Origin of the sequence: Thioalkalivibrio sp. ALE12, assembly GCF_000381105.1 — a bacterium.
GTDB lineage: Bacteria > Pseudomonadota > Gammaproteobacteria > Ectothiorhodospirales > Ectothiorhodospiraceae > Thioalkalivibrio.
Genome location: NZ_KB905909.1, coordinates 168,147 through 191,710, shown reverse-complemented (window position 1 = coordinate 191,710; position 23,564 = coordinate 168,147). Strand labels below are relative to the sequence as shown.

The following is a 23,564-nucleotide window of genomic DNA, read 5'->3' as shown; positions in this document are numbered from 1 at the left end:
CCGGCTTCCGTGGGGGACCGCACGCCTTCTCCGCCTCTTCCCGGCTGCAGCCGGAGAACGGCGTGCTGTTTGTGTACCCCTGAAGGTAGGCCGCCCGAGTCATTGGTGCCAGTTGAGATTCACCATGATCGCGATAGCCCGTCACTATCGATCCACGGGCGAGTGCACAGCGCGTGCGGCTACAGGATGCTCTCGATCGCGCGGCGCAGCTCGGCGGAACCGGGGCCCGCCTGGCTGGGGAAATGCGCGACCACCCGGCCCTCCCGGTCCACCACGTACTTGTAGAAGTTCCAGCGCGGGGCGTCGGCCTGGCGCGCCAGCTCGCGGAAGATCGGATGGGCATCCGCGCCACGCACGCCAATCGGCCTGAACATGTCGAAGGTGACGCCAAAGTTCTCGAAGCACACCCGGGCGGTCTCGGCCTCGTCGTCGGCCTCCTGATTGAAGTCATGGGAAGGGAAGCCGACCACCTTCAGCCCCCGGTCCCGGTAGTCCTGGTGCAACTGCTCCAGACCGCCGAACTGGTCGGTGTAACCGCAATGGCTGGCCGTGTTGATGATCAGCAGCGGATGCCCCTGGAAACGTTCCTGCAGGTTGATCACTTCAGACGAATGCAGGCGACCCAGCTCGTGATGGAACAGGGCTTCGGTATTCGGCTCCGTGGCGCTTGCACAGGCCATCGGCAGCACCAGCAACAGGGAGGCGAACAGGGGCGCGAAACGGGACATGACACATCTCCACGGGGCCTCCACGGTCAGACCACCGGCGTGCCTTCGGGTTCTGCGGAAGGCCGGTTGGTCACGGCCAGGCCGGGATCGCGATGCCGTCGCACAGCCGCCGGGCCGAAGCGCCTGTCCGCGCCGGCCATGGCCTTGCGGGCATGTCGTGCGTACCCTTGTGGGCAACCATCAACAAGGGCTTCCGCCGATGATTGTCTACGCCCGCCCGCTCCTGCTGCTTGCCGTCATCCTGCCGCTGGCGACTGGCTGCACCGCCGTGAAGGTTGCCGGCACTGCCGGGAGCGCCGCTGTCAGTGTCACCACCGGAACCGCAAAGGCCACCGGCAAGACCGCCGGGGCGGTGGGACGCGCCGTCACCCCGGGCGGCAAGCAGGACGATGACGACGCCGATTGAAGTGTCCGGGGTCGGCCGCCCGCAGCGAACGGAACTGAAATGCGGTTCCTGACCGGAAGGGCCGCGCCGGACGGCCTTCATTCCCCGGCGTCCGTGCGGCCTCGTTCGCACGGCAGCCCGGCCCGCCACCAGGCGAACATGCCACCCTGAAGCTGACGGGCATCGTAGCCGTGCGCCCGCAGCTTGCGTACGGCCGGGATACTGCGGTGTGCACTGAGGCAGATGGCCACCACGGGGCGTCCGCGATCCAGCTCCAGGCCGGACAGCGCCGCCTCGGAGAACCGCGTGATCGGGAGATGGCGGGCACCCGGGATGCGGCTCCGACGGTGCTCGACCCCGGTACGCACATCCAGCAACTGCACCTCGGCGTTTTCCAGCGCCCGCGCCAGGTCCTCCGGACTCATCTCCGGCACGCGGCCGAACGGTCGCCACTGGCTCCAATCCATCGCGATCACCTCCTGTCCGGATGCCTGTACCCACCCCGAGCATAGCCCCACCCACCCCCGCGAAACGCCTTGGCCCCACCCCCGCGAAAGACAAAAAGCATGCCCCACCCCTTTGTAGGAGCCTGCTCGCAGGCGAAGCCCCTGCCAAAGCTGGCTGCGGCCCGGGACAGCTCATCATCCCGGCTGGGGGGGGTAGCACTACCGATTCGGGTATTAGCGGGGACTGGTCTGCAGCCTGTCGCGGGCCGCCCGCAGCAGATCGATATCGAGCTTTCGGGCCAGCAACAGGAGGTAGATCTGGACGTCCGCGATCTCCTGGCGCGCCGCCTCGTGGGTCTCGGCGGACAGGTGGCTGGACTGTTCCTGAGTCAGCCACTGGAAGTGTTCGATCAGTTCGCCGACCTCGCCCGCCAGTGCCATGGAAAGGTTCTTGGGCGAATTGAACCGTACCCGGTCGCGCGCCTCGACGAACGACTCCAGTTGCCGGGCGAGTTCCTCCAGCCCCTGTGCGCCGTCCGATTCCCCTTTCATCGCGCCCCCTTGATATCGATCGCCGCCCGGGTCGCATCGTACCCTCAACCAACGCCAGGCGTACCGCCCCATACAGCGGTGGCCCCGCGATTCCAGGCGTTGTTCACGAGTGCTCGCCGGCTACCGGCATAATCGGCCTTCAGCAACCGGGACTGCCCGCGGAACAAGGAACATCGCCCGATGGCGAGTGTAAAAAGTACCTGTTACGAGTGCGACGCCAACTGCGCGATCGACGTGACCCTGGACAACGCTGGCGAGCCGGTGAAGATCGACGGCCCCGACTGTCCGCGCTGCTACGTCCAGCTGGATCGGCGCAACCATCCCGAACGTCTGCTGTACCCGCTGCGGCGCACCGGACCGCGCGGCAGCGGCGAGTTCGAGCGCATCTCCTGGGACGAGGCACTGGACACCATCGCCGAGCGCCTGCGCGCGACCCGCGAGGAGCACGGCGCCCCGGCGGCCGCGTTCTTCGCCGGCTATACCAAGGAGGCGCGCCCGCAGCTGCAGCGCCTGGCGCATGCCTTCGGCTCGCCCAACTACCTGACCGAGAGCGGCTGCTGCTTCTCCGCCACCAAGGTGGCGGAGGAAGTGACCTTCGGCACCAAGATCAAGACCTCCTCCACCGTGGCCTCGGATGCGACCCGCTGCCTGCTGGTTTGGTCCACCAACCCGCGCGGGTCCATCCCGCCATTCCACCAGCACGCGCTGGCCGCGGCGCGCCCCGGCTGCGCCACCGTGGTCGTGGACCCGCGCGTGACCCCGCTGGCGGAGCAGGCCGAGGTGCATCTGCAGATCCGCCCGGGTACGGACGGGGCGCTGGCGCTGGGCATGCACCACCTGATCTTCGAACACGGCTGGCAGGACCAGGCCTTCCTCGACGAATGGGGCAACGGGGTGGAGGCCTTTCGCGAATACGTGGCCGGATTCCCCCCGCAGCGGGTGGCAGCGATCTGCGGCATCGACGCGGCCGACCTGAAGCGTGCCGCCGAGCTCTACGCGACCCGCGCCCCGGCGCAGATCATGCTCTCGCCCACCGCCACCGTGCAGCATTCCAACGGCTTCCAGAATCACCGCGCGGTGACCCTGCTGGCGGCGGTCACCGGCAACATCGACCGCGAGGGCGGCAACCGCTTCTTCAACGACAAGGTCACGCCGCAGCCGATCGACCTGTTCGACCACTGCAAACAGAACCTGCCACCGCGTATCGGCGACGAGACCTTCCCGGTGTGGACGGCCCACTGGCCGGCGGCGCAGAGCATGCTGCTGCCGGACGCGATCTTGGACGGTCGGCCGCAGCGGGTGCATTCGCTGCTGGCGATGGGCATCAACACCGCGATGTGGCCGAACTCGAAGCGCATGGAGGAGGCACTGGGCGCGCTCGATTCCTTCGCCGTGTCGGACTTCTTCCACAACCCGGCCACGCGCATGGCGGACATCGTGCTGCCGGCCGCCACCAGTCTGGAGCGCCCGGCGCTGATCGCCTATCCCGGCTGCAACTTCCGCGGCGAGCTGCGCTATCGCCACCGGGCCGTGGCCCCGCGCGGCGAGGCGCGCGCCGACGGTGAGGTGTTCCTGGAGCTGGGCGTGCGCCTGGGGATGGCGGACCAGTTCTGGAACGGCGATCTGGAGGCGAGCTGGGCCGAGGCCGCCGCAGGCATCCCCGAGACCATCCGCGAGCAGGTGTACAACGACCCGGACGGCGTGACCGTGTTCGCCAAGGCGCTGGACGACATGGTCGAGCACGGCTTCGAGGAGGGCGACCGCCAGTACCGCCTGCACGGCTTCCGCACGGTCAGCGGCAAGGTGGAGTTCGACGCCGCCGAGCTGCGCGGGGCCGGGCACGACGGCCTGCCGGTCTGGCGCGAGCCGGCCGAGAGCCCGCTGTCCACGCCGGAGCTGGCGCGCGACTATCCGCTGGTGCTGACCAGCGGCGCGCGCCACAAGCACGCCACCCACTCGCAGCACCAGTACCTGGAGCGCATGCGCCGGGCGATGCCGGAGCCGCTGGTGGAGCTGCACCCGGAGGACGCCGCGGCGCGCGGCATCACCGATGGCGACACCGTGGAGGTGCGCTCGCCGCGCGGGCGGGTCGCCTTCGTGGCGAAGGTCACCGACCGCATCAAGCCCGGCGTGGCGCACTGCCAGCACGGCTGGAACCATGCCAACGTCAACGAACTGACCGACGACCGCAACCTCGACCCGATCAGCGGCTTCCCCGCGTTCAAGTCGCTGCTGTGCGAGGTGGAACGCCTGCACGCCGGGCACGAGCAACGCCTTCCGGAGGCGGGCTGATCGTGCCCTTCGTTGGTGTTCTGCCCGAGCGCCGGCACCTCTTCCGGCCGCAGCCGCGCCGCGAGGTGGCGGTGTCGGACGCCGCCGCCTGGCGGCTGAATCCCGCGCATCGCCATGTCTACGACAAGCTGCGCCTGGCCCTGGATGCGGGCCTGACCGCCGCGCCCTGCGGGGTCGCGCCCACGGACCTGGGGCTGGACGCGGCGGACACGGTGTTCGTGAAGCCGATCACCAACCTCGCCGGCATGGGGCTGGATGCGCGTGCCCTGCCCGCTGGCGAGGGGCCGGCCGAGCCCGGCAGCTTCTGGTGCCAGCGCCTGGAGGGCGCCCACACCAGCACCGACTGCCTGGTGGAGAACGGCGAGGTGCGCTGGTTCGCCCACACCCGCGGCTCGGACGAGAAGGACGCCGCACGTCCGATCTACTGGGAGATCGGCGCCGCCGTGCCCGAGGTTGAGCCGTGGATCGCCGACTGGGTGCGGCGCAACCTGACCGGATACAGCGGCATCTGCAACATCGAGCTGATTGGCGAGCGACCGATCGAGGCCCACCTGCGCGGCTCCAACGGCTTCTTTGACTTCTACGGCCCGGCCTTCATCCCGGCCTGGGTGGCGCTGGCAGACGGCGAACCGTTCACCCCGCCCCCGCCGATCCCCGGCGGCTTCGTCATCTCGGTATTCGGCGAGATCGAACTGCGGGACGCCGACTTCCGAGCCGCCGAGGCAGCCGGCGTGAATCTGCAGCCGGACCCGTCCACCCCGGGCCGCGCCGCCATCCTGCGCTGCCAGGATCGGGACGCCGGCTTCGCCCTCTACCAGCACCTGACCGGCCACACGCTGTAGCGTCGGCAGCCCGCGCCCGGCCTGGCCGGGGCAACCTGTCCGCCCCCATACCCCCCATCAGCACGCGGGCAACCCAAGGGGTGACAGGCCCGCAGCGGGCATCTAGGGAAATGCGGATTAATGTGCACGCACGCGTTGGCACCCCAGGTTTTCCGAGACAAGGCGCGTCGCGTAGCGGGTAGTGGTTCTACCCGTAAGCGGCGCAACGCAGGATCGGGGAACCTGGGGTGCCAACCCCACAAACCATTGAAAGCAGGGGCTCGGCCGCTTTTGAGCGCGCACGGCGTTGCGGCTCCTTTGTGCAGAATGACTGCACGGCAGTCACCGCGCCTTGTTCGCACGCAAAAGCGACTCGAGCGCGTGCGTGCACATTAATCCGCATTTCCCTAGATTAGGGGCACACCCGATCAAGGGTGTTGGCAATGTTTCCAGGGAGGGAAACGATGAAGAAGACCCGCCGCAATTCGGCCCGCCCGGGCCTTGCCTCGTGTACGCGATCGCACCGCCTTTGCGCTTCGACCATCGGGGCCGCAACGCTCGGATGGTTGCTCTTGCTGGGGCTGATGGCCCCGGCTGAGGCCGATGAACCACCCGAGATCCTGACCATCCTGAGTCAATTCGTCGCCGCCGGTACGGCCGCCATGCGCTGCACGGAAGTCGAAGAGGATCAGATGATCGCGTTTCTGGCTAATCAGCAGATGGTCTACCTGCGCTCCGTCATGGCGCTGGAGGACCAGCACCCCGAAGCCACCCAAGAGCAGATCGCGGCGACCCTGCTTCGCGGCCAGGAAGACATCCAGGCCCAGGTGAAGCGGCGCATCGACCAACACGGCTGTGACGATCCGAATGCCCGGGCACTGGTCGATCTGTTCGCGATGCAGGCGGAATGGAATCCGGGCAGCTCACCCCGGAGCGACACCGAGTAGGGCCCGACGGGTTCGCGCTCACACACTGCCACAAGGGACGTGCGGATGTGGATGCTGGCTGGATTGGTCACGATGATCGGAATGGCGGTCATTGGCTACCGACACAGGATGGAGGACCGCTGGAAATTGCAGGCCCTGACATTCAACAACCCGTACACCGGAACACCAATGGGCAACCCGCCCGAGGACGCCCTTTACAGCGAGCAGAAAACCGGAAGCCGTCGCGCGCCTTTACAACGCATCGGCTTCGACCAGGCCCCCGATATCGAGCTTCGCGTCAAGGCCCGACGCTGGTGGGACTACCCTTTTACGGCCATTGGCCTCTCCGTGGCCTGCCGCACCGGAAACCAAGCGTTCGACCGGGCCTTTTACCTGGTCACGGACCAGCAAAGCCTCTGCCGCGCCCTCACGGGTTGCGCCACGACACAGGCACGAATGCTGCGCCTCCTCGAACAATGCGAAGAGCAGGATGTGCGGTTCCGCCAGCTCCGGGTTCGGCGCGAACGGATCTGGGTGGAGGTCAAATCGCCGAGGCGGCGCAAGAAACCAAGACCGATCGTGCTCGCCCGGGCATTCGTCCCGGGCTTGCGCGAGATCGCCGAGGCACTGGAGGCGGAGGTTCCCGCCGCGGTACGCGGCCGCAGGGAGCCATTTGCATGGAAGGCGGCGCTGTTCGCGGGTGCCAGTACGGCCCTGCTGATGGGCGGGACGGCGCTGCTGGCCCCCATCATGTTTTCGCCCCTGCCTGCACCTGCCAGCCTGGCGGGCCTGCTGCCGCTTGCGCTCACCCTCGCGGCCGTCGTGGTCGGCTCGTTGGTGGCGCTGAGCATCGTACTGCTCGGCCGCACGTCACGAACGCATCTGGTCCTGCTCGAGCTGGCCCTGGCGGGTTATCTGGGTGCCCTGATGACCAGCTACGGCCTGCTGCGCGAAGTGAACATGGCGTTCGACCAGGCGGCACCCGCCCAATACGTGGTGGAGGTGCAGGAAAAGACCACCATGAGGAGCAGCCGGGGAGGCACTCGCCGTTACCTGCGCGTGGACGGATGGGACGGCCCCCAACCGGGATACGGGGTAAAGGTCGGAGGTGCGCTCTACCGATCGGTACGCGAGGGTGACCGACTGCTCCTGGAGGAGTACCCGGGGCGTCTCGGGGCACCCTGGATCCAGATGCACACCGCGCTTCCGGATGCCTCGGTCACGCCACAAGGCAGGGAGTAACGATGCATGTTCACACTGGCCTTGTTTACGTGGTTTCTGCTTTTTCTTTTCGTTTACGCGGCCCTATTCGCCCTGATCATCCTCGGAGCCCGTGCCCGCGCACGCCCGGATACACGGGTGTTCTACGCGGCCCTGGCCCTGCTTGCCCCTTTCCCGGTGTTCTTCCTGGCCGTATGGGGCATGCCCGACGGGACACCTCCACAGCTCGAACGGATGCTGGTGTTCGGCCTCCCGCTGCTGATGCCGTACGCGGTCCGCGCCCTGTTCGTATTCCGGGCGCCCATTCGTAACGCCCTGAGCGCATCCAGAGGTAAGCCATGAGAATCCTGAAACTGGGCCTGAAGGCCGCCATGCTCGTGTTACTGGCCGTATCCAGCGTCATTTTCTTCTGGTTCCTGGCCTGGTTGTTCTGGCTGGGCAGCGGCTATTTCTCTACGGCGTGGGGACTCGGCTCGGTCTTCGACGATGCCTCGCACCTGGCGCGGGACCGGGGAATCCACGAAGAAGACTTCACCCGCGCCCGGATCATCTTTGAAGCCAGAAGCCTGTTTGCCGCAATCGCCGGGCTGTGGGGCTGGATCGCCCTCTACGCAGGCGCCTGCCTGATGAACCGGCCATTGCGCAAGGTGCCGCTGACCATCAAGGCCGGGCTGGTAGCGGGCCTCCCGGCCGCCATCTTCATACCGTTCACCGGCATGACCCTCGCGATGTACCCCATCTCCACCGCCCTGCTGCTGTTCGCCATCTGGTGGCTGAACCCTCTGGATACCCCCAAATCGAGACCCGCAGGGGACTCGGCACCGGTGTCGCCCGGAGATCGATCATGAAGGACTCAACCTTGCTGACCTGCGAGTCAGCCATGCGTGCCGCCACTGGATGAAACAGACCCCGACCTCGATGCCGGCTTCGCCTTGCACCGACGCCTAACCGGCCGGTCGCTGTAACCCCTGATGCCAGGCCCATGACCGCCAGCATCCCGGGCGGGACAGGAACAGCGTCGTGATCTGCTTGCGGCTGCACCGGCAACAGTCGCCAGCTGCGCAGGGCGGGGGTATGTTGGCGGCATGGAGATCGACCCCGTCCTCCGCGAGTGGCTGCGCCAGGCCGGGCAGGCGCCCTCCTCGCACAACACCCAGCCCTGGCGGTTCCGTGTGGACCGCGCAGGGGTCGAGGTCTGGACCGATCCGGCGCGCTCGCTGCCCGTGAACGACCCGGCCGGGCGCGAGCGCATCATCAGCTGTGGCTGCGCGGTGCTGAACCTGCGCGTGGCCGCCGCCGCGGACGGCCAGGGCCTGAACGTACGCCCGGAACAGGCGGGCGACGGCCCGTTCGTACGCCTGCTGACCGGGCACCACGGCGGGCCGGACCGGCAGGAGCTGGCACCCCTGCGGGAGTGGATCGGCGCGCGCCATTCCTGGCGCGGCCGTTTTCGGCCGGACCAACCCTCCGCGGACATCATCGCCACCCTCGTACAGGCCGCCCGCCAGGAAGGGGCCTGGCTGCGTCCGATCACGGACCCGGAATGCCGCGGGGAAGTCGCCGAGCGGGTCCGGGCGGCGACGGCGGCGCAGTGGAAGAACCCCGCCTGGCGCCGCGAGCTGGCGCACTGGATGCGCGCGCCCTCCCATGGCGACGGGCTGCCAGTCGGGCGCCTGAGCGGTGGTCTGACCCGCTGGAGCGTGCGCCACCTGGTATCCGCCCGAGTAATGGCCCGGGACGAGGCCCGCGCGGCCCGGGCCGCACCGGTACTGCTGGCACTGGGCACCGGGATCGAGGGCCCGATGCAGTGGCTGACGGCCGGGCAGGCCCTGCAGCGCGTACTGCTTGAGGCCACGCGGCACGGGCTCTGCGCCCGTTATCTGAATCAGCCGATCCAGCAGACAGAATGGCGCCCCAAACTGGCCGAACTGCTGGGCGGGGGCCAGCCACAACTGCTGTTCGCGCTCGGCCGCCCGGACGGCACGCCCCACCCCACGCCGCGACGCCCGCTGGACGAGATGCTGAAACGCTGAGGGCAGCGCCCGCCCGCGCCCATTTGAAACGACACGCGGCAGGGGCATGAATGGCGTGCGCTACACTGAACCCCCGTTCACCTTTCGTCCGACGCCATTACTCGTGATGCTGCTCACCCTGCTCATTATGTTCGCCCTGCTGGGCCTTGGCCTGGCGCTGATGCTCTGGCATGCACGGCAGGTGTTTGCGGTGGAACTGCGCGATGGTGCGGCCCGCGTGCGGCGCGGCAAACCGCCGACCGCTTTCCTGCGCGGCTGCGAGGAGGTCGCGCGCCAGTTCCGGCTGCAGCGCGGCCGGATCACCGCCGTGCGCACCGACGCCGGCGTGCAGCTGCGTTTCTCCCGCGATCTCCCAAAGAAGACACACCAGGCCTTTCGCAACGTCTGGACACCCCCGCCGGGCGGCGGCGGTGGCGGTGGCGGCGGCATGCGCGCGACGGGATAACACCACCACGGCCTCGACCATCGCCCTGGTAGGCGGCGCCCCCGTAGGCGAGCGCCACATCGAATGGAATTTCGTCTCCAGCCGCCGCGAGCGCATCGAACAGGCCAAGCAGGACTGGCAGGACGGCCGCTTCCCGAAGGTCCCGGGCGACGAGCACGAGTTCATCCCGCTGCCCTGACTACCGGGGCCGGTACCCGCGAGAGTTGCGCCACAGGATGCTCTCGATTACGCCGCGCAGGTCAGCGGAACCGGGGCCGACCCGGGCGTCCGGGTCAGATCTCGGTATCCACCTGCGAACCCCGATTGGCCGGATCGGTAGCATCCAGTGTGCCGTCGGGTTGCAGCGTCTCGCCAAACCCGGCAGCCGCGTCAACCGACGCCGGCTGCACGCCCGGCGCAACAGCCGAACCGGCAAAGCTGGCCAGGCCCGCCGCCGGGGCCATCGCGCCCATGGGGGCGCTATCCGTTGTGATCGACGTTGTACTCGACGTGGCCAGCACCTGGATGGCCGGTGCGGACAGGGCGGGCGCCTGTGCCGGGCCCTGGGCATGCGGGGCGTCTGCGGGGTTGGCCCGGGTCTCCTGCCCGCTGGCAGTGCGCGCCTCCTGCGTCGACTGTGCAGCGGCATGGGCAGGGGACTGCCCATTACCCTGACCACCGGGTGTGTTCCCGTATTGGGGGCGATTGAATGCGGCGCTGGCTCCGATTCCGTCAAGCATGGCTCGGCTCCTCGGGTTTCATCCGTCCGGCGCTAGTAGCGGACAGTGTGCACTTCCGGAACGCGAGTCCCGGCTCGGACCGGTGGAAAAGCAGGGACCATGCCAGGCCCTGCCGCTGATCGGCCAGGGCGCCCCATGGCGCGCCGCGTGCGCCATCCGGCCCCGCGTCCCGGTTGCATTGATCGGCAAGCACGATCCGGTCCGCCGGAACCGGGTTGCCGGCATGCTGCCCTGGCGGGGGTGGTGTTCCGGTGGCCCGGGACCGACACTATGGGCACGCGGCAGACGGCCGCGAGGACCGCAAACCGCGTACCGCGCGGCCCGCTTGGGCAAAGGAAGGAGACACCTGCATGCTGCTGGCCCTGCTACTGATGATCGCGCTGCTACTGGCAGCCGGTGCCGTGCTGATCTGGCAGGTCAGCATCATCTTCAGCATCGAGATCGAGGACGGACAGCCGCGGGTCCGCCGTGGCGACCCGCCAAAGTCGTTCCAGCACACGGTACGGGACGTGGTTCGCCGCTACGGCATCCAGCACGGTCGCCTGACCGCCGTGCGCCGCCAGCAGGGGCTGCAACTGCGCGGATCGGCCTCGATACCCCGAGAGGCCAGATCCGAACTGCAGCACGCCCTGCAGCGCATCAAGGTAGGCCGCAAGCGCCGCAAGAAGCGGCGCTGACCGAAGCCGTGCCCGTGGCTTGCGCGCCCGCGCCCGCTCCCACACCCGAGGAGACCGGCCAGCACGCCGGGGCCTGGTTCGTCTACCTGCTGGAATGCGCGGGTGGGCGCATCTACACCGGGGTGACACCGCGCCTGGCCGCCCGCATGGCGGCCCATGGCAGCGGCCGCGGTGCCCGTTTCACCCGGATGCACCGGCCCAGGCAGCTGCTCGCCGCGCGGCCTTTTGCCTCTCGTGGCGAGGCGCTGCGCATGGAGCTGCGCATCAAGCGCTACAGCCCCGCCGCAAAACGGGCCCTCGCCCGCGACTGGGCACACGCCGCCAGCATCTGCCGGCTGCCCTCGGCGACGTGACTACTCCAGCGGCTGCTGGCGCGAGTGCCGGAACTGCTCCTGCACCGAGGCGGAAGGCTTGCCGGTCAGCAGGCTCACCACGACGATGGCCACGGTCGCGAAGATAAAGCCGGGCAGCAACTCGTAGACGTCGAACAGCCCGCCCTCGGCCTGGTTCCAGAGGATCACGGTAACCGCGCCGACCACCATGCCGGCCAGCGCCCCGTTGCGCGTCATCCGCGACCAGTACAGCGCGAGGATGATCACCGGGCCAAAGGCCGCGCCAAAGCCGCCCCAGGCGTAGGCCACCAGGTCCAGCACCCCGGCCTCCGGCGCCATCGCCAGCAGCAGGGCCACCAGCGACACGCCCAGTACGGCGGCACGGCTGATCCACACCAGCTCGGTCGCCCCCGCCTCGGTGCGCAGGATGCCGCGGTAGAAATCGTTGGTGATCGCACTGGCGGAGACGATCAGCTGCGAGTCGATGGTGCTCATGATCGCGGCGAGGATCGCCGCCATCAGGATGCCCGCCACCCACGGGTTGAACAGCGCGCGGATCAGCTCGATCAGCACGGTCTCGCCGTCCGCCAGCGGCGCGTCGGCAAAGTAGGCGATCCCCATGTAGCCCGTGGCCACCGCGCCAATCAGGGCCAGGACCATCCAGGTCATGCCGATCAGCGTGGCGCGCGGCACGTCGCGCTCGGAGCGCAGCGCCATGAAGCGCGCCAGGATATGCGGCTGGCCGAAATAGCCCAGCCCCCAGGCCAGCAGCGAGATCATGCCGAGGAAGGTCATGCCCTGCAGCACCTGCACATGCGTCGGATCCACGGCGGCGACCTCGCTCTGCACACTGCCCCAGCCACCGACCAGCACCACCGCGAACATCGGCACCACCAGGAGCGTCAGGAACATCAGGATGCCCTGCAGGAAGTCGGTCCAGCTGACCGCGAGGAAGCCGCCGAGGAAGGTATAGCTGATGATCACGATGGCGCCGACCCACACGGCGGTCTCGTAATCCATGCCGAACGAGCTCTGGAACAGCAGACCGCCCCCGACCAGCCCGGCCGAGATATACAGGGTGAAGAACACCAGGATCACGATCGCGGAGACCACGCGCAGGATACGCGTGCGGTCCTCGAAGCGGTTCTCGAGGAAGTCCGGGATGGTCAGGGAGTCCTTCGCCAGCGCGGTGAAGCGGCGCAGACGCCCGGCCACGAACAGCCAGTTCAGCAGCGCACCGACCACCAGCCCGACCCCGATCCACAACTCGGACAGGCCGGACACGTAGATCGCACCGGGGAGCCCCAGCAGCAGCCACCCACTCATGTCCGAGGCCCCGGCACTCAGCGCGGCCACCCCCGGTCCCAGGCGGCGCCCGCCGAGCACATAGTCCGACAGCGTGGTGGTCGTGCGGTAGGCCGCGATCCCGAGGATCAGCATCGCCGCCAGATAGGCGGCAAAGGTCACCAGGGTGGGCATCGGCATGTTGATCTCCATGGAGCGTCTCCTCGTATCAGGCCGATGGCCCTTGTTGTTGTGGTACTCGGTCGCGTCTCGATCAAGTGTAGAGGACGCCGTGCCGCCCGGCGGCCTCGCGTCGTCAGTGCGGCGTGATCCTCACGTTCTGCTCAGTCGGCCGCCGCCAGCAGGCTGGCGTTGCCGCCGGCGGCCGTCGTATCGATGCACAGGTGGCGCTCCACCACAAAGCGTTCGGGCGCGATCAGGGCGGTTTCCAGCGCAACGATCGGCCCGTCCCGCTGTGCCAGCGCCTGACGCAGCGCTCGGGTCCAGTCGCTCACGCCGGCTGCGGCCACCGCGACCAGCCCCTCCAGCGCGGCCAGTGCGTCCGGTTCCAGCGCGCCGTCGATCCCGACCAGCGGCACGCCCTTCCCGTGCAGCGCGCGCGCCGCGCGCTCGGCCCCCGGCGCCAGCATGATCACCGGGCAGCCCGCCCCCAGCGCCTGCACCGCCTGCGCCAGCGCGATCTCCGCACCCTGGCCCAGGCAGAGCACCGGACCGCGCGGATACAGGCGCAGACGATTGCTCTCGCCGGTCGGACCCGGCAGCGTCTGCGGACTGGTGTCGAAGGCCGCGGTCTCCGCCAGGGCCTTGCGTAGCAGACCCGTGCGCTCGGGCAGCGCCTCGCGCAGCAGGTGCATGCGGTCGGTGCGCTTGGCCCAATCGCTCCCGTCCAGGGCATCCAGGGCCTGCTGCAGGCGCTGCGGGGCCACCCATTCCGCCTGCGCGCCCGCCTCCGGCGGGTCCGGCCGCTCCGCGGCAATGGACGTGCGACGGGCAAAGCGCGTCAGGTACAGCGGCCCGCCCGCCTTCGGCCCGGTGCCGGAGAGCCCCTCTCCGCCGAACGGCTGCGAGCCGACGATGGCGCCGATCTGGTTGCGATTGACGTACTGGTTGCCCACGCGCAGGCGTTCCACCACCTGCTGCACGCGGTCGTCGATGCGGGTATGTAGACCGAAGGTCAGACCATAGCCGCGGGCGTTGATGGCATCCACCACCGCATCCAGCTCGCGGGCCCGAAAGCGCGCCACGTGCAGCACCGGCCCGAACACTTCGCGCTCCAGCTCGCCGATCCCGGACAACCGGACGATGGACGGTGCGACAAAGCGGCCGTGCTCCGGTACCGGGAGGGACTTCAGCAGCCGCCCCTGCTCCTCCTGTGTCCGCAGGTAGTCGCGGATATCCGCCTGCGCCTCGGCATCGATCACCGGCGAGACGTCGGTCGCCAGCTGCCAGGGATCGCCGATGCTCAGCGCGTCCATCGCGCCCTGCAGCATCTCCAGCAGGCGGTCGTAGGCCTCGTCCTGCACGTAGAGCATGCGCAGCGCCGAGCAGCGCTGCCCGGCGGACTGGAAGGCGGAGGCCAGGATGTCGCGCACCGCCTGCTCGGTCAGCGCCGAGCTGTCCACGATCATCGCGTTCAACCCGCCGGTCTCCGCGATCAGGACCGCATCCGGCCCGGCGTTGTCCGCCAGGCTGCGGTGAATCCGCTGCGCGACCTCGGTGGAACCGGTAAAGCAGACCCCGGCAATGCGCGGGTCGGCGGTCAGCGGCCCGCCCACCGTCGGGCCATCGCCCGGCAACAGCTGCAGGGCCGACTGCGGGAGACCGGCCGCACGCATCAGCTCGACCGCGCGGGCGGCGATCAGCGGGGTCTGCTCAGCCGGCTTGGCGACCACGGTATTGCCCATGGCCAGGGCCGCGGCGACCTGCCCGGTGAAGATCGCCAGGGGGAAATTCCACGGACTGATGCAGACGAACACGCCACGTGGCTCCAGCTCCGCCTCCTGCCCCAGGCGTTCGGCCTCGCCCGCGTAGTAGCGCAGGAAATCGGCCGCCTCGCGCACCTCGGCAATGCCGTCCCAGACGGTCTTCCCGGCCTCGCGGTTGGCCAGTGCGATCAGTTCCGGGGCATGTTCCTCGTAGCAGTCCGCGATCGCCCGCAGCAGATCGGCGCGCGCCGTCACCGGGTGCGCTGACCAGTCGACAAACCCGGACAGGGCCGTCCCCAGCGCCTGTTCGACCTCCGCCGCCGTGGCCTCGCGGACCTCGCCGACCACGGCACCGGGATCGGAGGGGGAGACCGCAACGCGCGGCGCGCCCTGCGCCGCGTGACCTTCCACCAGCATGGGTGCGGCCTGCCACTGCGTCTGCGCGAACGCCTCGCGCGCGGCCAGCAGCGGCAGGATGGAGGCCGGCTCGTTGACGCGGTACCCGCGCGAGTTCTGTCGCTGTGGCCGGTAGAGATCGACCGGGTCACGGATGGCCGGGTTGGCCACGGCGTCGCCCAGCGCGTCCAGGTCGGCGATGGGATCGCGCGCGATCTCCGCGGGCGGGATGCTGCTGTCCACCACCTGGTTGACGAACGAGCTGTTGGCGCCATTCTCCAGCAGGCGCCGCACCAGATAGGCCAGCAGGTCGCGGTGCGCCCCCACCGGCGCGTAGATGCGGCAGCGGGTGCCGGCCGTCGCCTTGACGATCGCGTGCACCGATTCCCCCATGCCGTGCAGACGCTGGAATTCGAAGCCGTTACGGGCGTCGCCGGCCATCGCCAGCACCGCCGCGCAGGTGTGCGCATTGTGGGTAGCAAACTGCGGGTAGATGCGGTCGCGCCGGTCCAGCAGCATCTGCGCACAGGCGATGTAGCTGACATCCGTGTTGACCTTGCGGGTGAAGACCGGGAAGCGTTCCACGCCCAGCTCCTGGGCCTGCTTGATCTCGGTATCCCAGTAGGCGCCCTTGACCAGACGCACCATGATGCGCCGGTCCAGCCGCTGCGCCAGCGCATACAGCGCCTCGATCACCGGGGCCGCGCGGCGGCCGTAGGCCTGTACGACCACGCCAAAGCCGTCCCAGCCCTCCAGCTCCGGGTCCGCCAGCAGGGCCTCGATCACGTCCAGCGACAGGTCCAGACGGTCCTGCTCCTCGGCGTCGATATTGAACCCGATGCCGGCGCGCGCGGCCTGACGCGCCAGCTCCTGCGCCCGCGGCACCAGCTCCGCCATGACCGTCGCGCGCTGGGTGTACTCGTAGCGCGGGTGCAGCGCGGAGAGCTTGACCGAGATGCCGGGGCTGGAGCGCACGTCGCCTTGCGCCTGGTTCGCGATCTCGGCGATCGCCGTGGCATAGGCCTGGTGATAGCGGCGGGCATCGGCATCGGTGCGCGCGGCCTCGCCCAGCATGTCGTAGGAATAGGTGTAGCCCTCGTGTTCCCTCTCGCGGGCATTGCGCATGCCCTGGGCGATGGTCTCGCCAAGCACGAACTGGCGACCGAGCAGCTTCATCGACTGCGCGACGGCCGTGCGCACCAGCGGCTCGCCGACGCGCCGGATCAGGCCGCGCAGCGCGGCGGCCGGGCGCTGCGGATCGTCGTTCAGCACCTTGCCGGTGAGCATCAGCGCCCAGGTGGAGGTATTCACCAGCGGGGACGACGAGTGCCCGAGGTGAGCCGCCCAGTCGGAGGGCTCGATCTTGTCCTGGATCAGCTCGTCGATGGTCTCGGCATCCGGCACCCGCAGCAGCGCCTCCGCCAGGCACATCAGGCCGACTCCCTCCTCGGTGGACAGGCCGTACTCGGCCAGGAAGCTCTCCATCATCGACGGCGTGGTCTCGGCGCGTACCCGCTCGACGATGCGCGCGGCCTCCGCCGCGATGCGGGCGCGGGCCTCGGCATCCATCCGGATGCCGCCGCGCAACTCCCGCAATACGGCCGCCTCGTCGGCCGTGTAGGCCTCACGGATGCGGGCGCGGTGGGGATCGGACGCCGGGTCGCGTGTCGGGTGCGGGCGGGTGTGGGGCTGCGTCATCGGCCTGCTCCTGCGGTGCCGGGGTTGGCTCGACCGGGCGCCGGCCTCTGACTGGAAGCATAGACGGGCGCGTCCGGGGTCCTCGGGACCTCAGGTTCACAGATGCCCCGTCTTCACGTAGATCAGAGTCTCCTGTTCCACCCAGGGATTGTGCTGGCTCAGGTGCGGGCTGCGAATCCACGTGCCGGCGGGGTAACGCCCGTGCTCGTCGATGAATTCACCGGACAGCACCAGGATTTCCTCCCCGCCCCAGTGCCGATGGGGCTGGAAATGTTCGCCGGCCGGCCAGTGCACCAGTGCGGTGTGTTCGGTCTCGAAGCTGTGCAGATGCAGGACCCGCAGCCCGCCGATGCCCGGCTGGAACGGCGCCGAAAGGGTATCCACCACCACCTTGTCGCGGTCCTCCGGGGCGAACTGCTCGAGCTTCACGAACAATGTGCAGCCGGGGTCCGAGTGCGGCGCGTGGCGGGAACCGGGCGGGTTGCGCAGGTAGGTGCCAGCGGGATAGTCCCCGGCCTCGTCAGAGAACACGCCGTCGAGTACCAGGATCTCTTCGCCCAGTGCATGGGTGTGCGACGGGAAGCGGGCTCCGGGCTGGAACTGCACGACGCTGGTGGCGCGGCCTGCTTCCGCCAGCTCGCGTTCCAGCGGCTTGCGCACCACGCCTTCGGCGCGGCTGCCGCTCCACGACATGGCGGCCGTCTCCACCACCACCGGCTGCTGCAGATCCAGATTCAGGGCTTCCATCGCGCGCTCCGTTCATCTCCCCAGTCGAACACGCGACCCGCTGTTAGTTCCTGGACAGGGAGAGCAGGCCCTCAGTGGTGGTGCCCTTCGCGCCCCGGATGATGACCGTGATGGTCGTGATGGCTGCCCCCGGAATGCGCCCCTGGCGAGCCACCGGACTCGCTCCCGGACTCACCCTGATAGCCGCGGGCCCGTTGATAGCGCGCCTTCTGCTCCGCGTCGAGCAGCGCGTCCATCTCCAGGTGGTAGGACAGATGCACGTGGCGCAGGCGGCCACGCAGCTCGCCGATCTCGACGGTCAGCGATTCGATGGTCGCGCTGCTGATACCGCCCTCCGCGAAGCGCGCATCCAGTTCCCGCTCCCGCTCCACGATGCGCCGGCCGAGATCACGCGCTTGCTCCCGCATCGCCGCGAACAGGCGCTCGGTCTCGCGCCGCTGCTCGGGCGTCAGTTCCAGCGAGTCGGCCACCTCCAGCACATGCATCGGCCCCGGATAGCCATGCAGTTCGGCCGGCAGCGCCATGCCCATACCCCGCCCTTCCAGCAAATCCTCGGTCTCCTGCGCGGAGAGTGCCTTGATCTCGCGTGCCTGCAATTCGGAGTACGGATTGGCCGCAACCGGCGCCGCAACGGCCAGGGCAATCCCCACAACCAGCCACCCGGAAAAGCGGAATATACGATGCATGATGGAACCCTCGACGGTGAAAAGTGTTCGCATTGTAGATCGCTGGCGATCTCGGGGCGCGGGATCACTACGGGACGTCTAGACTCCAGAGCGGCACCCAGAACAACCAAAACAGAAAGGACGCGACATGCTGATTATCGGACTGATTGTGGTCGTTGCCGCGCTGGTGTTCGCCACGGCGAAACTGCGCGTGCACCCGTTCCTGGCCCTGCTGATCGCCGCCTTCGTGATGGCGATCATCGGCGGCATCGCCCCGCGCGAGGCCATCAGCGTCATCAACGACGGCTTCGGCAGCACCCTGGGCTATATCGGTATCGTGATTGCGCTGGGCACGATCATCGGGGTCATCCTCGACCGCACCGGTGCCGCCGTGGTCATGGCAGAGGCAATCATCCGTACGCTGTCCGACCGCTTCCCCACCCTGACGGTCTCGATCATCGGCTACATCGTGTCCATCCCGGTGTTCTGCGACTCGGGCTACGTGATCCTGAACTCGCTGAAGAATGCCCTGGCCAAGACCGCCGGCATCTCGGTGGTCGCCATGAGTGTCGCGCTGGCCACCGGCCTGTTCGCCACCCACAACTTCGTGCCACCCACCCCCGGCCCGATCGCGGCCGCCAGCAATGTCGGCATCGCCGATGCGCTGGGCCTGGTGATTCTGGTCGGCCTGTTCGTGTCCGCGGTGGCGGCCGCCGTTGGCTGGCTGTGGGCCAGCCGCTACGCGAAGGCCAACGACGACGAGCTGCTGGAACCGGACCCGATCAGCGAAGCGACTGGTCAGGAGATCGAGAAGGAAGAGATCAAGCTGGAGCATCGCCCGACGACCCTGGGCGCCTTCATGCCCATCCTGGCGCCGATCGTACTGATCTCCATCGGCTCGGTGGCCGCGCTGGCCACCCGCGATAGCGACCCCGGCATGCTCGCCGCGGCCCTGATCTTCCTCGGCACCCCGGTGGTGGCGCTGGCGATCGGCGTGATCTTCGCGCTGCTGCTGATCAAGGGGGCCGGCATCAAGGACCGCTTCCACCAGATGACGGTGGACGCGATCCTGCTGGCCGCGCCGATCATCCTGATCACCGGCGCGGGCGGCGCCTTCGGCAACGTGCTGCGCGAGACCCCGATCGGCGATCAGCTGGGCGACCTGCTGAGCGGGCTGGGCCTGGGCCTGCTGGTGCCGTTCCTGATCGCGGCCGCACTGAAATCCGCGCAGGGCTCGTCCACCGTGGCACTGGTCACCGCGTCCAGCATGATCGCGCCGATGCTGGCCTCGCTGGGCCTGGATTCCACCATGGGCATGGTCCTGGCGGTGATGGCCGTGGGTGCCGGGGCAATGACCGTCTCGCACGCGAATGACAGCTTCTTCTGGGTGGTCACCCAGTTCAGCCGCATGAAGGTGTCCACCGCGTACAAGGCGTTCACCACCGCTACGCTGCTGCAGGGCATCAGCGCAATGATCACCATCTACATCCTGGGGCTGATCTTTGTCTAGGGGGACGCTGACCAATCGGCACGCTCGCGTTGGTACCCCCCTGTTTCCCGAGACAAGGCGCATCGTGCAGCGGGTAGTGGTTCTACCCGCAAGCGGCGCAACGCAGCATCGGGGAACAGGGGGCACCAACCCCGAACGGGCTCGGCCGATTCTGCGCGCTGACGGCGTTGCAGCTCGCTCATGTAGCTCGGCTACACTTTACTCACCGCGCCTTGTCAGCGCGCAGAGTCGACTCGAGCGCGAACGTGCCGATTAGTCCGCGTCCCTCTGGGCATTTCCGGGTCATCGTCTGCCCGGACAGCTACAAGGGAAGCCTCGAAGCCGAGGACGTGGCGGCCGCCATGGCCCGGGGCGTGCACGCGGCCCGCCCGGCTGCCCGGGTACGCGCCCTGCCCATGGCCGACGGTGGCGAGGGCACGGCCCGCCTGGTCAGCCATACCCTCGGCTGGGCCTGGCACCTGTCCGACGTGACCGGCCCCACCGGCAACCACTTGAGCGCTGGCTGGGGCTGCGATCATCGCGAGCGGCGCGCGGTGATCGATGTCGCCTCTGCCTGCGGCCTGGACCGGATCCCCGACGATCGCCACGACCCCTGGCAGCTCCACAGCTTCGGGGTCGGCGAACTGATGCGGGCCGCCCTGGACGCGGGCGCCGAACACCTGCTGATCGGTCTCGGCGGCAGCGGCACGGTGGACGGCGGCGCGGGCATGCTGGCCGCGCTGGGCGTGCGTTTCCTCGATGCGCAAGGGCAGCGCCTGCCGCCCCACCCCGCGGGCCTCGCGGATCTACAACGGGTGGACTTCGACACACTGGACCCGCGCCTGGCCCGCGTCGACATCACCGTCCTGAACGACGTCGACAACCCGCTGACCGGGCCGCATGGCGCGGCGTCCGTGTTCGGACCGCAAAAGGGCCTGAAGACCGCGGACATCCCGGCCATGGATGCCCACATGGAGCGCCTGGCCGCCGCCATCGAGGCCGCGGGGCAGTTGCAACGGCCCGTCGACACCCCGGGGGCCGGCGCCGCCGGCGGGCTCGGCTTCGCGCTGGACTGCGTCCTCGGCGGTCGCGCTCGCATGGGGGCCGGCTACCTGGCCGAGCTGATCGGACTGGATGCCGCGCTGCGGGAGGCCGACCTGGTCATCACTGGCGAGGGCCAGCTCGACGGCCAGACCTCGCACGGCAAGGTCGTCGCCGAGGTGGTACGCCGCACCCGCGAGCAGCAGGTGCCGGTCGTGGCGGTGGCCGGCTCCATCGCCTGCGACGCGGCCGAACTGGCGGCCTTTGGCCTGAGCGATGCCCGCGCCCTGTGCGATGGCAGCATCACCCTGGACGAAGCCCTGGCCCACCCCGCGCGCTACATCGCCGAGCGCACCCGCGCCCTGGTCGAGGCCCGTCAGCCGCCGAACTCGCCATCCGCGCCGGACCCGACGCCACCCCACTGAACGCGCGCGGGCAGATCCGGTCCGACAGCCCGGACGCCAAAACACCCACCAAGGAACGATCCATGACCGAGCAGGATGACGCGCTCTTTCGCCCCTATACCCTGGGCCCGCTGGAACTGCCGAACCGGGTACTGATGTCGCCGCTGACGCGCTCGCGCGCGGCCCAGCCGGGAGACGTACCCACCGACCTCAACGCCGAGTACTACGCCCAGCGCGCCGGTGCCGGCCTGATCATCAGCGAGGCCACCCAGGTGTCGCCACAGGGCAAGGGCTACGCCTTCACCCCCGGCATCCACTCGGCGGAACAGGTGGAGGGCTGGCGCAAGGTGACCACGGCCGTGCACAACGCCGGCGGGCGCATCCAGGCGCAGCTGTGGCATGTCGGCCGTATCTCGCGCCCGGAGCTGCAGCCCGATGGCGTGCTGCCGGTCGCCCCCTCCGCGATCCGGCCCGAGGGCGCCTATACCTTCATCAGTGCCGACTCCGGCATGGTCGAGGTGCAGGAGCCGCGCGCGCTGGAGCTGGACGAACTGCCCGGGATCGTGGAGCAGTACCGCCAGGGCGCACAGAACGCGAAGGCCGCCGGCTTCGACGGCGTGCAGATCCACGCGGCCAACGGCTACCTGCTGGACCAATTCCTCCGTAGCGGCAGCAACCACCGCAGCGATGCCTACGGCGGCCCGGTGGAAAACCGCATCCGTCTCCCACTGGAGGTGGTCCAAGCCGTGATCGAGGTCTGGGGCCCGGAGCGGGTCGGCATCCGCGTAAGCCCCACCGGCAGCTTCAACGGCATGCACGACGACGACCCACTCGCGACATATAGCGCCTTCGCCCAGGCCCTGGACGCCACCGGCATCGCCTACATCGAGGTGGTAGAAGACTCCTTCCAGGGCAACCACGAGACGGGCCGCCCGGAATCCATCATCGACGCGATCCGCTCGCGCTTCAGCCGCACCTACATCGGCAACGGCGCCTACACCGCTGACGAGGCCCGCCAGCGCATCGCAGCCGGGCGCTGCGACCTGGTCACCTTCGGCCGCCCGTTCATCGCCAACCCGGACCTGCCCGAACGCTTCCGCCGGGGCGCCCCGCTCAACGAGTGGGACGAAGCCACCTTCTACGGCGGCGACGCACAAGGCTACACGGACTACCCTGCACTGACCTGATCCGCAGGTGCGAGACCCGGGTTGCAGGGCATTCACCCCACCCCGGATTGAGTCACCTCGTGCTCGCCATGCAGCGCGCAAGAGTCGGCGTCGGGTAACCCCTTCGCTCCGCTGAGGCGCGACAAGGGGCCACTCGACACCCACTGCCCCTGGCACGCGGCTGCGGCGTCAGTATTTTTTACACATTCCAACCAGCACCGCCCAAGCCCAAACTTTTACGATCAATAAATCAATACCTTGTTGATATGGCCCCTGAATTGCTTGCAGACCGCCGGGCTACGATTTTTGCTCCGGGGCACCCGCCCCGAACCGCATAAAGGAACATGACGCGAGACCCTCGGCCTCGGGTCACCTGTCGACAAGGAAGAAAGATGAACAAGAAGTCGCTTGCCACCGTTCTGGGTGGTCTTGTCCTGGCAATGAATATCTCTGCCGCCCACGCCTTCGCGATCCTGCACTTCGAGGACGCAACGGCGGGCACGAGCGTGGTACCCAGTGCGCTCGACAGCCTGGGATTGAGTGGCACAACCACGTTCACGAACAGCACCACCACCTTCAACAGCCTGATCACCAACAACCAGTACGACATGGTGATCTTCGGCGAGCAGGGTGGTTTTAGGTTCTCCGACGTCCAGACCAGTCTTTCCGGCTATCTGGCAGGCGACGGGCTGGTGCTGGGCACCACCTGGAACACCGGCTCCGGCTTCTCCGATTTCATGGGTGCCGACAACCGCACCGGCACAAACGACGCGACCCTCGAAATCGACGGCCATCCGATCTTCCTGGATCTCCCGGACCTGATCGACCTGCAGAATCCGGGCTGGGGCGTCTGGTCCAGCGGCTGGACGGCCGGCGCGGGCGCAACCGGTCTCGGCAGCCTGGCCGGCGGATCCGCGGCGGTCCTCGGCAACAATGGCCAGAGCCTGCTCCTGGGGCCGCTGTTCGACGCCTATGCCGATACCGGCGCGGGAGCGCAACTGGTCGTCAACTCCATCCAGTTCCTGCGCGGGGATCCCACCCCGGTCCCGGAACCTGAAGCCATCGCCCTGATGGCCATCGGTTTGCTGGCACTCGGCATCGTGATGCGCCGGCGTGACCCGAAAGCCGGGTAACCCCGGAGTCCACCATTA

General features: G+C 68.7%; 23 protein-coding genes and 1 pseudogene. 16 read left to right on the top strand and 8 right to left on the bottom strand.

Annotation, left to right across the window (positions count from 1 at the left end; all coding sequences use genetic code 11):
- Nucleotides 1–179: 179 nt before the first annotated feature.
- Nucleotides 180–728 (bottom strand): glutathione peroxidase, encoded by a 549-nt coding sequence (locus tag F614_RS0109740; RefSeq protein WP_018881276.1) that lies wholly within the window; start codon nt 726–728, stop codon nt 180–182.
- Between the two features lie 199 nt (nt 729–927).
- Here F614_RS0109740 and F614_RS0109735 point away from each other — a divergent pair, with 199 nt between their 5' ends.
- Complete coding sequence (locus tag F614_RS0109735) at nt 928–1,134, top strand: hypothetical protein (RefSeq protein WP_019558784.1); 207 nt, start codon at nt 928–930, stop codon at nt 1,132–1,134.
- A 77-nt stretch (nt 1,135–1,211) separates the two neighbouring features.
- Here F614_RS0109735 and F614_RS0109730 read toward each other — a convergent pair whose 3' ends face one another.
- Nucleotides 1,212–1,580, bottom strand: coding sequence for a rhodanese-like domain-containing protein (locus tag F614_RS0109730; RefSeq protein WP_018878058.1), 369 nt, complete (start codon nt 1,578–1,580; stop codon nt 1,212–1,214).
- Between the two features lie 213 nt (nt 1,581–1,793).
- Nucleotides 1,794–2,111: a nucleotide pyrophosphohydrolase gene (locus F614_RS0109725; protein WP_019558783.1), complete on the bottom strand. Its 318-nt coding sequence runs from the start codon at nt 2,109–2,111 to the stop codon at nt 1,794–1,796.
- 180 nt (nt 2,112–2,291) lie between these two features.
- Between F614_RS0109725 and F614_RS0109720 the strand changes: the two genes are divergently transcribed.
- The 9 genes and pseudogenes from F614_RS0109720 to F614_RS0109680 all read left to right on the top strand — a co-directional run.
- Entirely contained in the window at nt 2,292–4,403 is a 2,112-nt protein-coding gene (locus F614_RS0109720; RefSeq protein WP_019558782.1) for a molybdopterin-dependent oxidoreductase, read from the top strand.
- Between the two features lie 2 nt (nt 4,404–4,405).
- Nucleotides 4,406–5,245 carry a hypothetical protein gene (locus tag F614_RS0109715; protein ID WP_019558781.1) on the top strand — a complete coding sequence of 280 codons (840 nt, stop codon included), beginning with the start codon at nt 4,406–4,408 and terminating at the stop codon, nt 5,243–5,245.
- A gap of 443 nt (nt 5,246–5,688) precedes the next feature.
- Nucleotides 5,689–6,171, top strand: a complete 483-nt coding sequence (locus F614_RS13985) for a hypothetical protein (RefSeq protein WP_038035519.1) — start codon at nt 5,689–5,691, stop codon at nt 6,169–6,171.
- A gap of 45 nt (nt 6,172–6,216) precedes the next feature.
- Entirely contained in the window at nt 6,217–7,392 is a 1,176-nt protein-coding gene (locus F614_RS0109705; protein ID WP_019558780.1) for a hypothetical protein, read from the top strand.
- A 6-nt stretch (nt 7,393–7,398) separates the two neighbouring features.
- On the top strand, nt 7,399–7,713 hold the full coding sequence (locus tag F614_RS0109700; protein WP_019558779.1) for a hypothetical protein: 315 nt from the start codon (nt 7,399–7,401) through the stop codon (nt 7,711–7,713).
- Complete coding sequence (locus tag F614_RS0109695) at nt 7,710–8,219, top strand: hypothetical protein (RefSeq protein WP_019558778.1); 510 nt, start codon at nt 7,710–7,712, stop codon at nt 8,217–8,219. The genes F614_RS0109700 and F614_RS0109695 overlap by 4 nt, the downstream gene beginning before the upstream one ends.
- 237 nt (nt 8,220–8,456) lie before the next feature.
- The gene (locus F614_RS0109690) at nt 8,457–9,404 is read left to right on the top strand and encodes a nitroreductase family protein (protein WP_019558777.1); all 948 of its coding nucleotides are present in this window, start codon (nt 8,457–8,459) and stop codon (nt 9,402–9,404) included.
- Between the two features lie 106 nt (nt 9,405–9,510).
- Nucleotides 9,511–9,849, top strand: coding sequence for a DUF3634 family protein (locus F614_RS0109685; protein ID WP_038032830.1), 339 nt, complete (start codon nt 9,511–9,513; stop codon nt 9,847–9,849).
- Nucleotides 9,850–9,853: 4 nt separating this feature from the next.
- Nucleotides 9,854–10,027, top strand: a pseudogene (locus tag F614_RS0109680) (pirin-like C-terminal cupin domain-containing protein); the annotation flags it as partial.
- Nucleotides 10,028–10,121: 94 nt separating this feature from the next.
- Here F614_RS0109680 and F614_RS14995 read toward each other — a convergent pair.
- Nucleotides 10,122–10,568 carry a hypothetical protein gene (locus tag F614_RS14995; RefSeq protein WP_231366539.1) on the bottom strand — a complete coding sequence of 149 codons (447 nt, stop codon included), beginning with the start codon at nt 10,566–10,568 and terminating at the stop codon, nt 10,122–10,124.
- 350 nt (nt 10,569–10,918) lie between these two features.
- Between F614_RS14995 and F614_RS0109670 the strand changes: the two genes are divergently transcribed.
- Together F614_RS0109670 and F614_RS0109665 are read left to right on the top strand one after the other, a co-directional pair.
- Nucleotides 10,919–11,245, top strand: a complete 327-nt coding sequence (locus F614_RS0109670) for a DUF3634 family protein (protein WP_018865732.1) — start codon at nt 10,919–10,921, stop codon at nt 11,243–11,245.
- A 14-nt stretch (nt 11,246–11,259) separates the two neighbouring features.
- Nucleotides 11,260–11,598, top strand: coding sequence for a GIY-YIG nuclease family protein (locus F614_RS0109665; protein WP_018865731.1), 339 nt, complete (start codon nt 11,260–11,262; stop codon nt 11,596–11,598).
- On the opposite strand, the gene putP is transcribed toward F614_RS0109665, so the two are convergent.
- The 4 genes from putP to F614_RS0109645 form a co-directional block, all read right to left on the bottom strand.
- Nucleotides 11,599–13,074, bottom strand: coding sequence for a sodium/proline symporter PutP (gene putP / locus F614_RS0109660; protein WP_018865730.1), 1,476 nt, complete (start codon nt 13,072–13,074; stop codon nt 11,599–11,601). It lies immediately after the preceding gene.
- Between the two features lie 131 nt (nt 13,075–13,205).
- Nucleotides 13,206–16,901, bottom strand: coding sequence for a bifunctional proline dehydrogenase/L-glutamate gamma-semialdehyde dehydrogenase PutA (putA, locus tag F614_RS0109655; protein ID WP_019558776.1), 3,696 nt, complete (start codon nt 16,899–16,901; stop codon nt 13,206–13,208).
- 96 nt (nt 16,902–16,997) lie between these two features.
- Entirely contained in the window at nt 16,998–17,648 is a 651-nt protein-coding gene (locus F614_RS0109650; RefSeq protein ID WP_018881285.1) for a cupin domain-containing protein, read from the bottom strand.
- Nucleotides 17,649–17,719: 71 nt separating this feature from the next.
- The gene (locus F614_RS0109645; RefSeq protein WP_018881286.1) at nt 17,720–18,367 is read right to left on the bottom strand and encodes a Spy/CpxP family protein refolding chaperone; all 648 of its coding nucleotides are present in this window, start codon (nt 18,365–18,367) and stop codon (nt 17,720–17,722) included.
- A 94-nt stretch (nt 18,368–18,461) separates the two neighbouring features.
- Between F614_RS0109645 and F614_RS0109640 the strand changes: the two genes are divergently transcribed.
- The 4 genes from F614_RS0109640 (at nt 18,462) to F614_RS0109625 (ending at nt 23,546) form a co-directional block, all read left to right on the top strand.
- Nucleotides 18,462–19,823, top strand: a complete 1,362-nt coding sequence (locus F614_RS0109640; protein ID WP_018865726.1) for a GntP family permease — start codon at nt 18,462–18,464, stop codon at nt 19,821–19,823.
- Between the two features lie 284 nt (nt 19,824–20,107).
- The gene (locus F614_RS0109635) at nt 20,108–21,268 is read left to right on the top strand and encodes a glycerate kinase (RefSeq protein ID WP_231378045.1); all 1,161 of its coding nucleotides are present in this window, start codon (nt 20,108–20,110) and stop codon (nt 21,266–21,268) included.
- A 62-nt stretch (nt 21,269–21,330) separates the two neighbouring features.
- Entirely contained in the window at nt 21,331–22,434 is a 1,104-nt protein-coding gene (locus F614_RS0109630) for an alkene reductase (RefSeq protein ID WP_019558774.1), read from the top strand.
- 371 nt (nt 22,435–22,805) lie between these two features.
- Nucleotides 22,806–23,546 carry a PEP-CTERM sorting domain-containing protein gene (locus F614_RS0109625; RefSeq protein ID WP_019558773.1) on the top strand — a complete coding sequence of 247 codons (741 nt, stop codon included), beginning with the start codon at nt 22,806–22,808 and terminating at the stop codon, nt 23,544–23,546.
- The last annotated feature ends 18 nt before the right edge of the window (nt 23,547–23,564 follow it).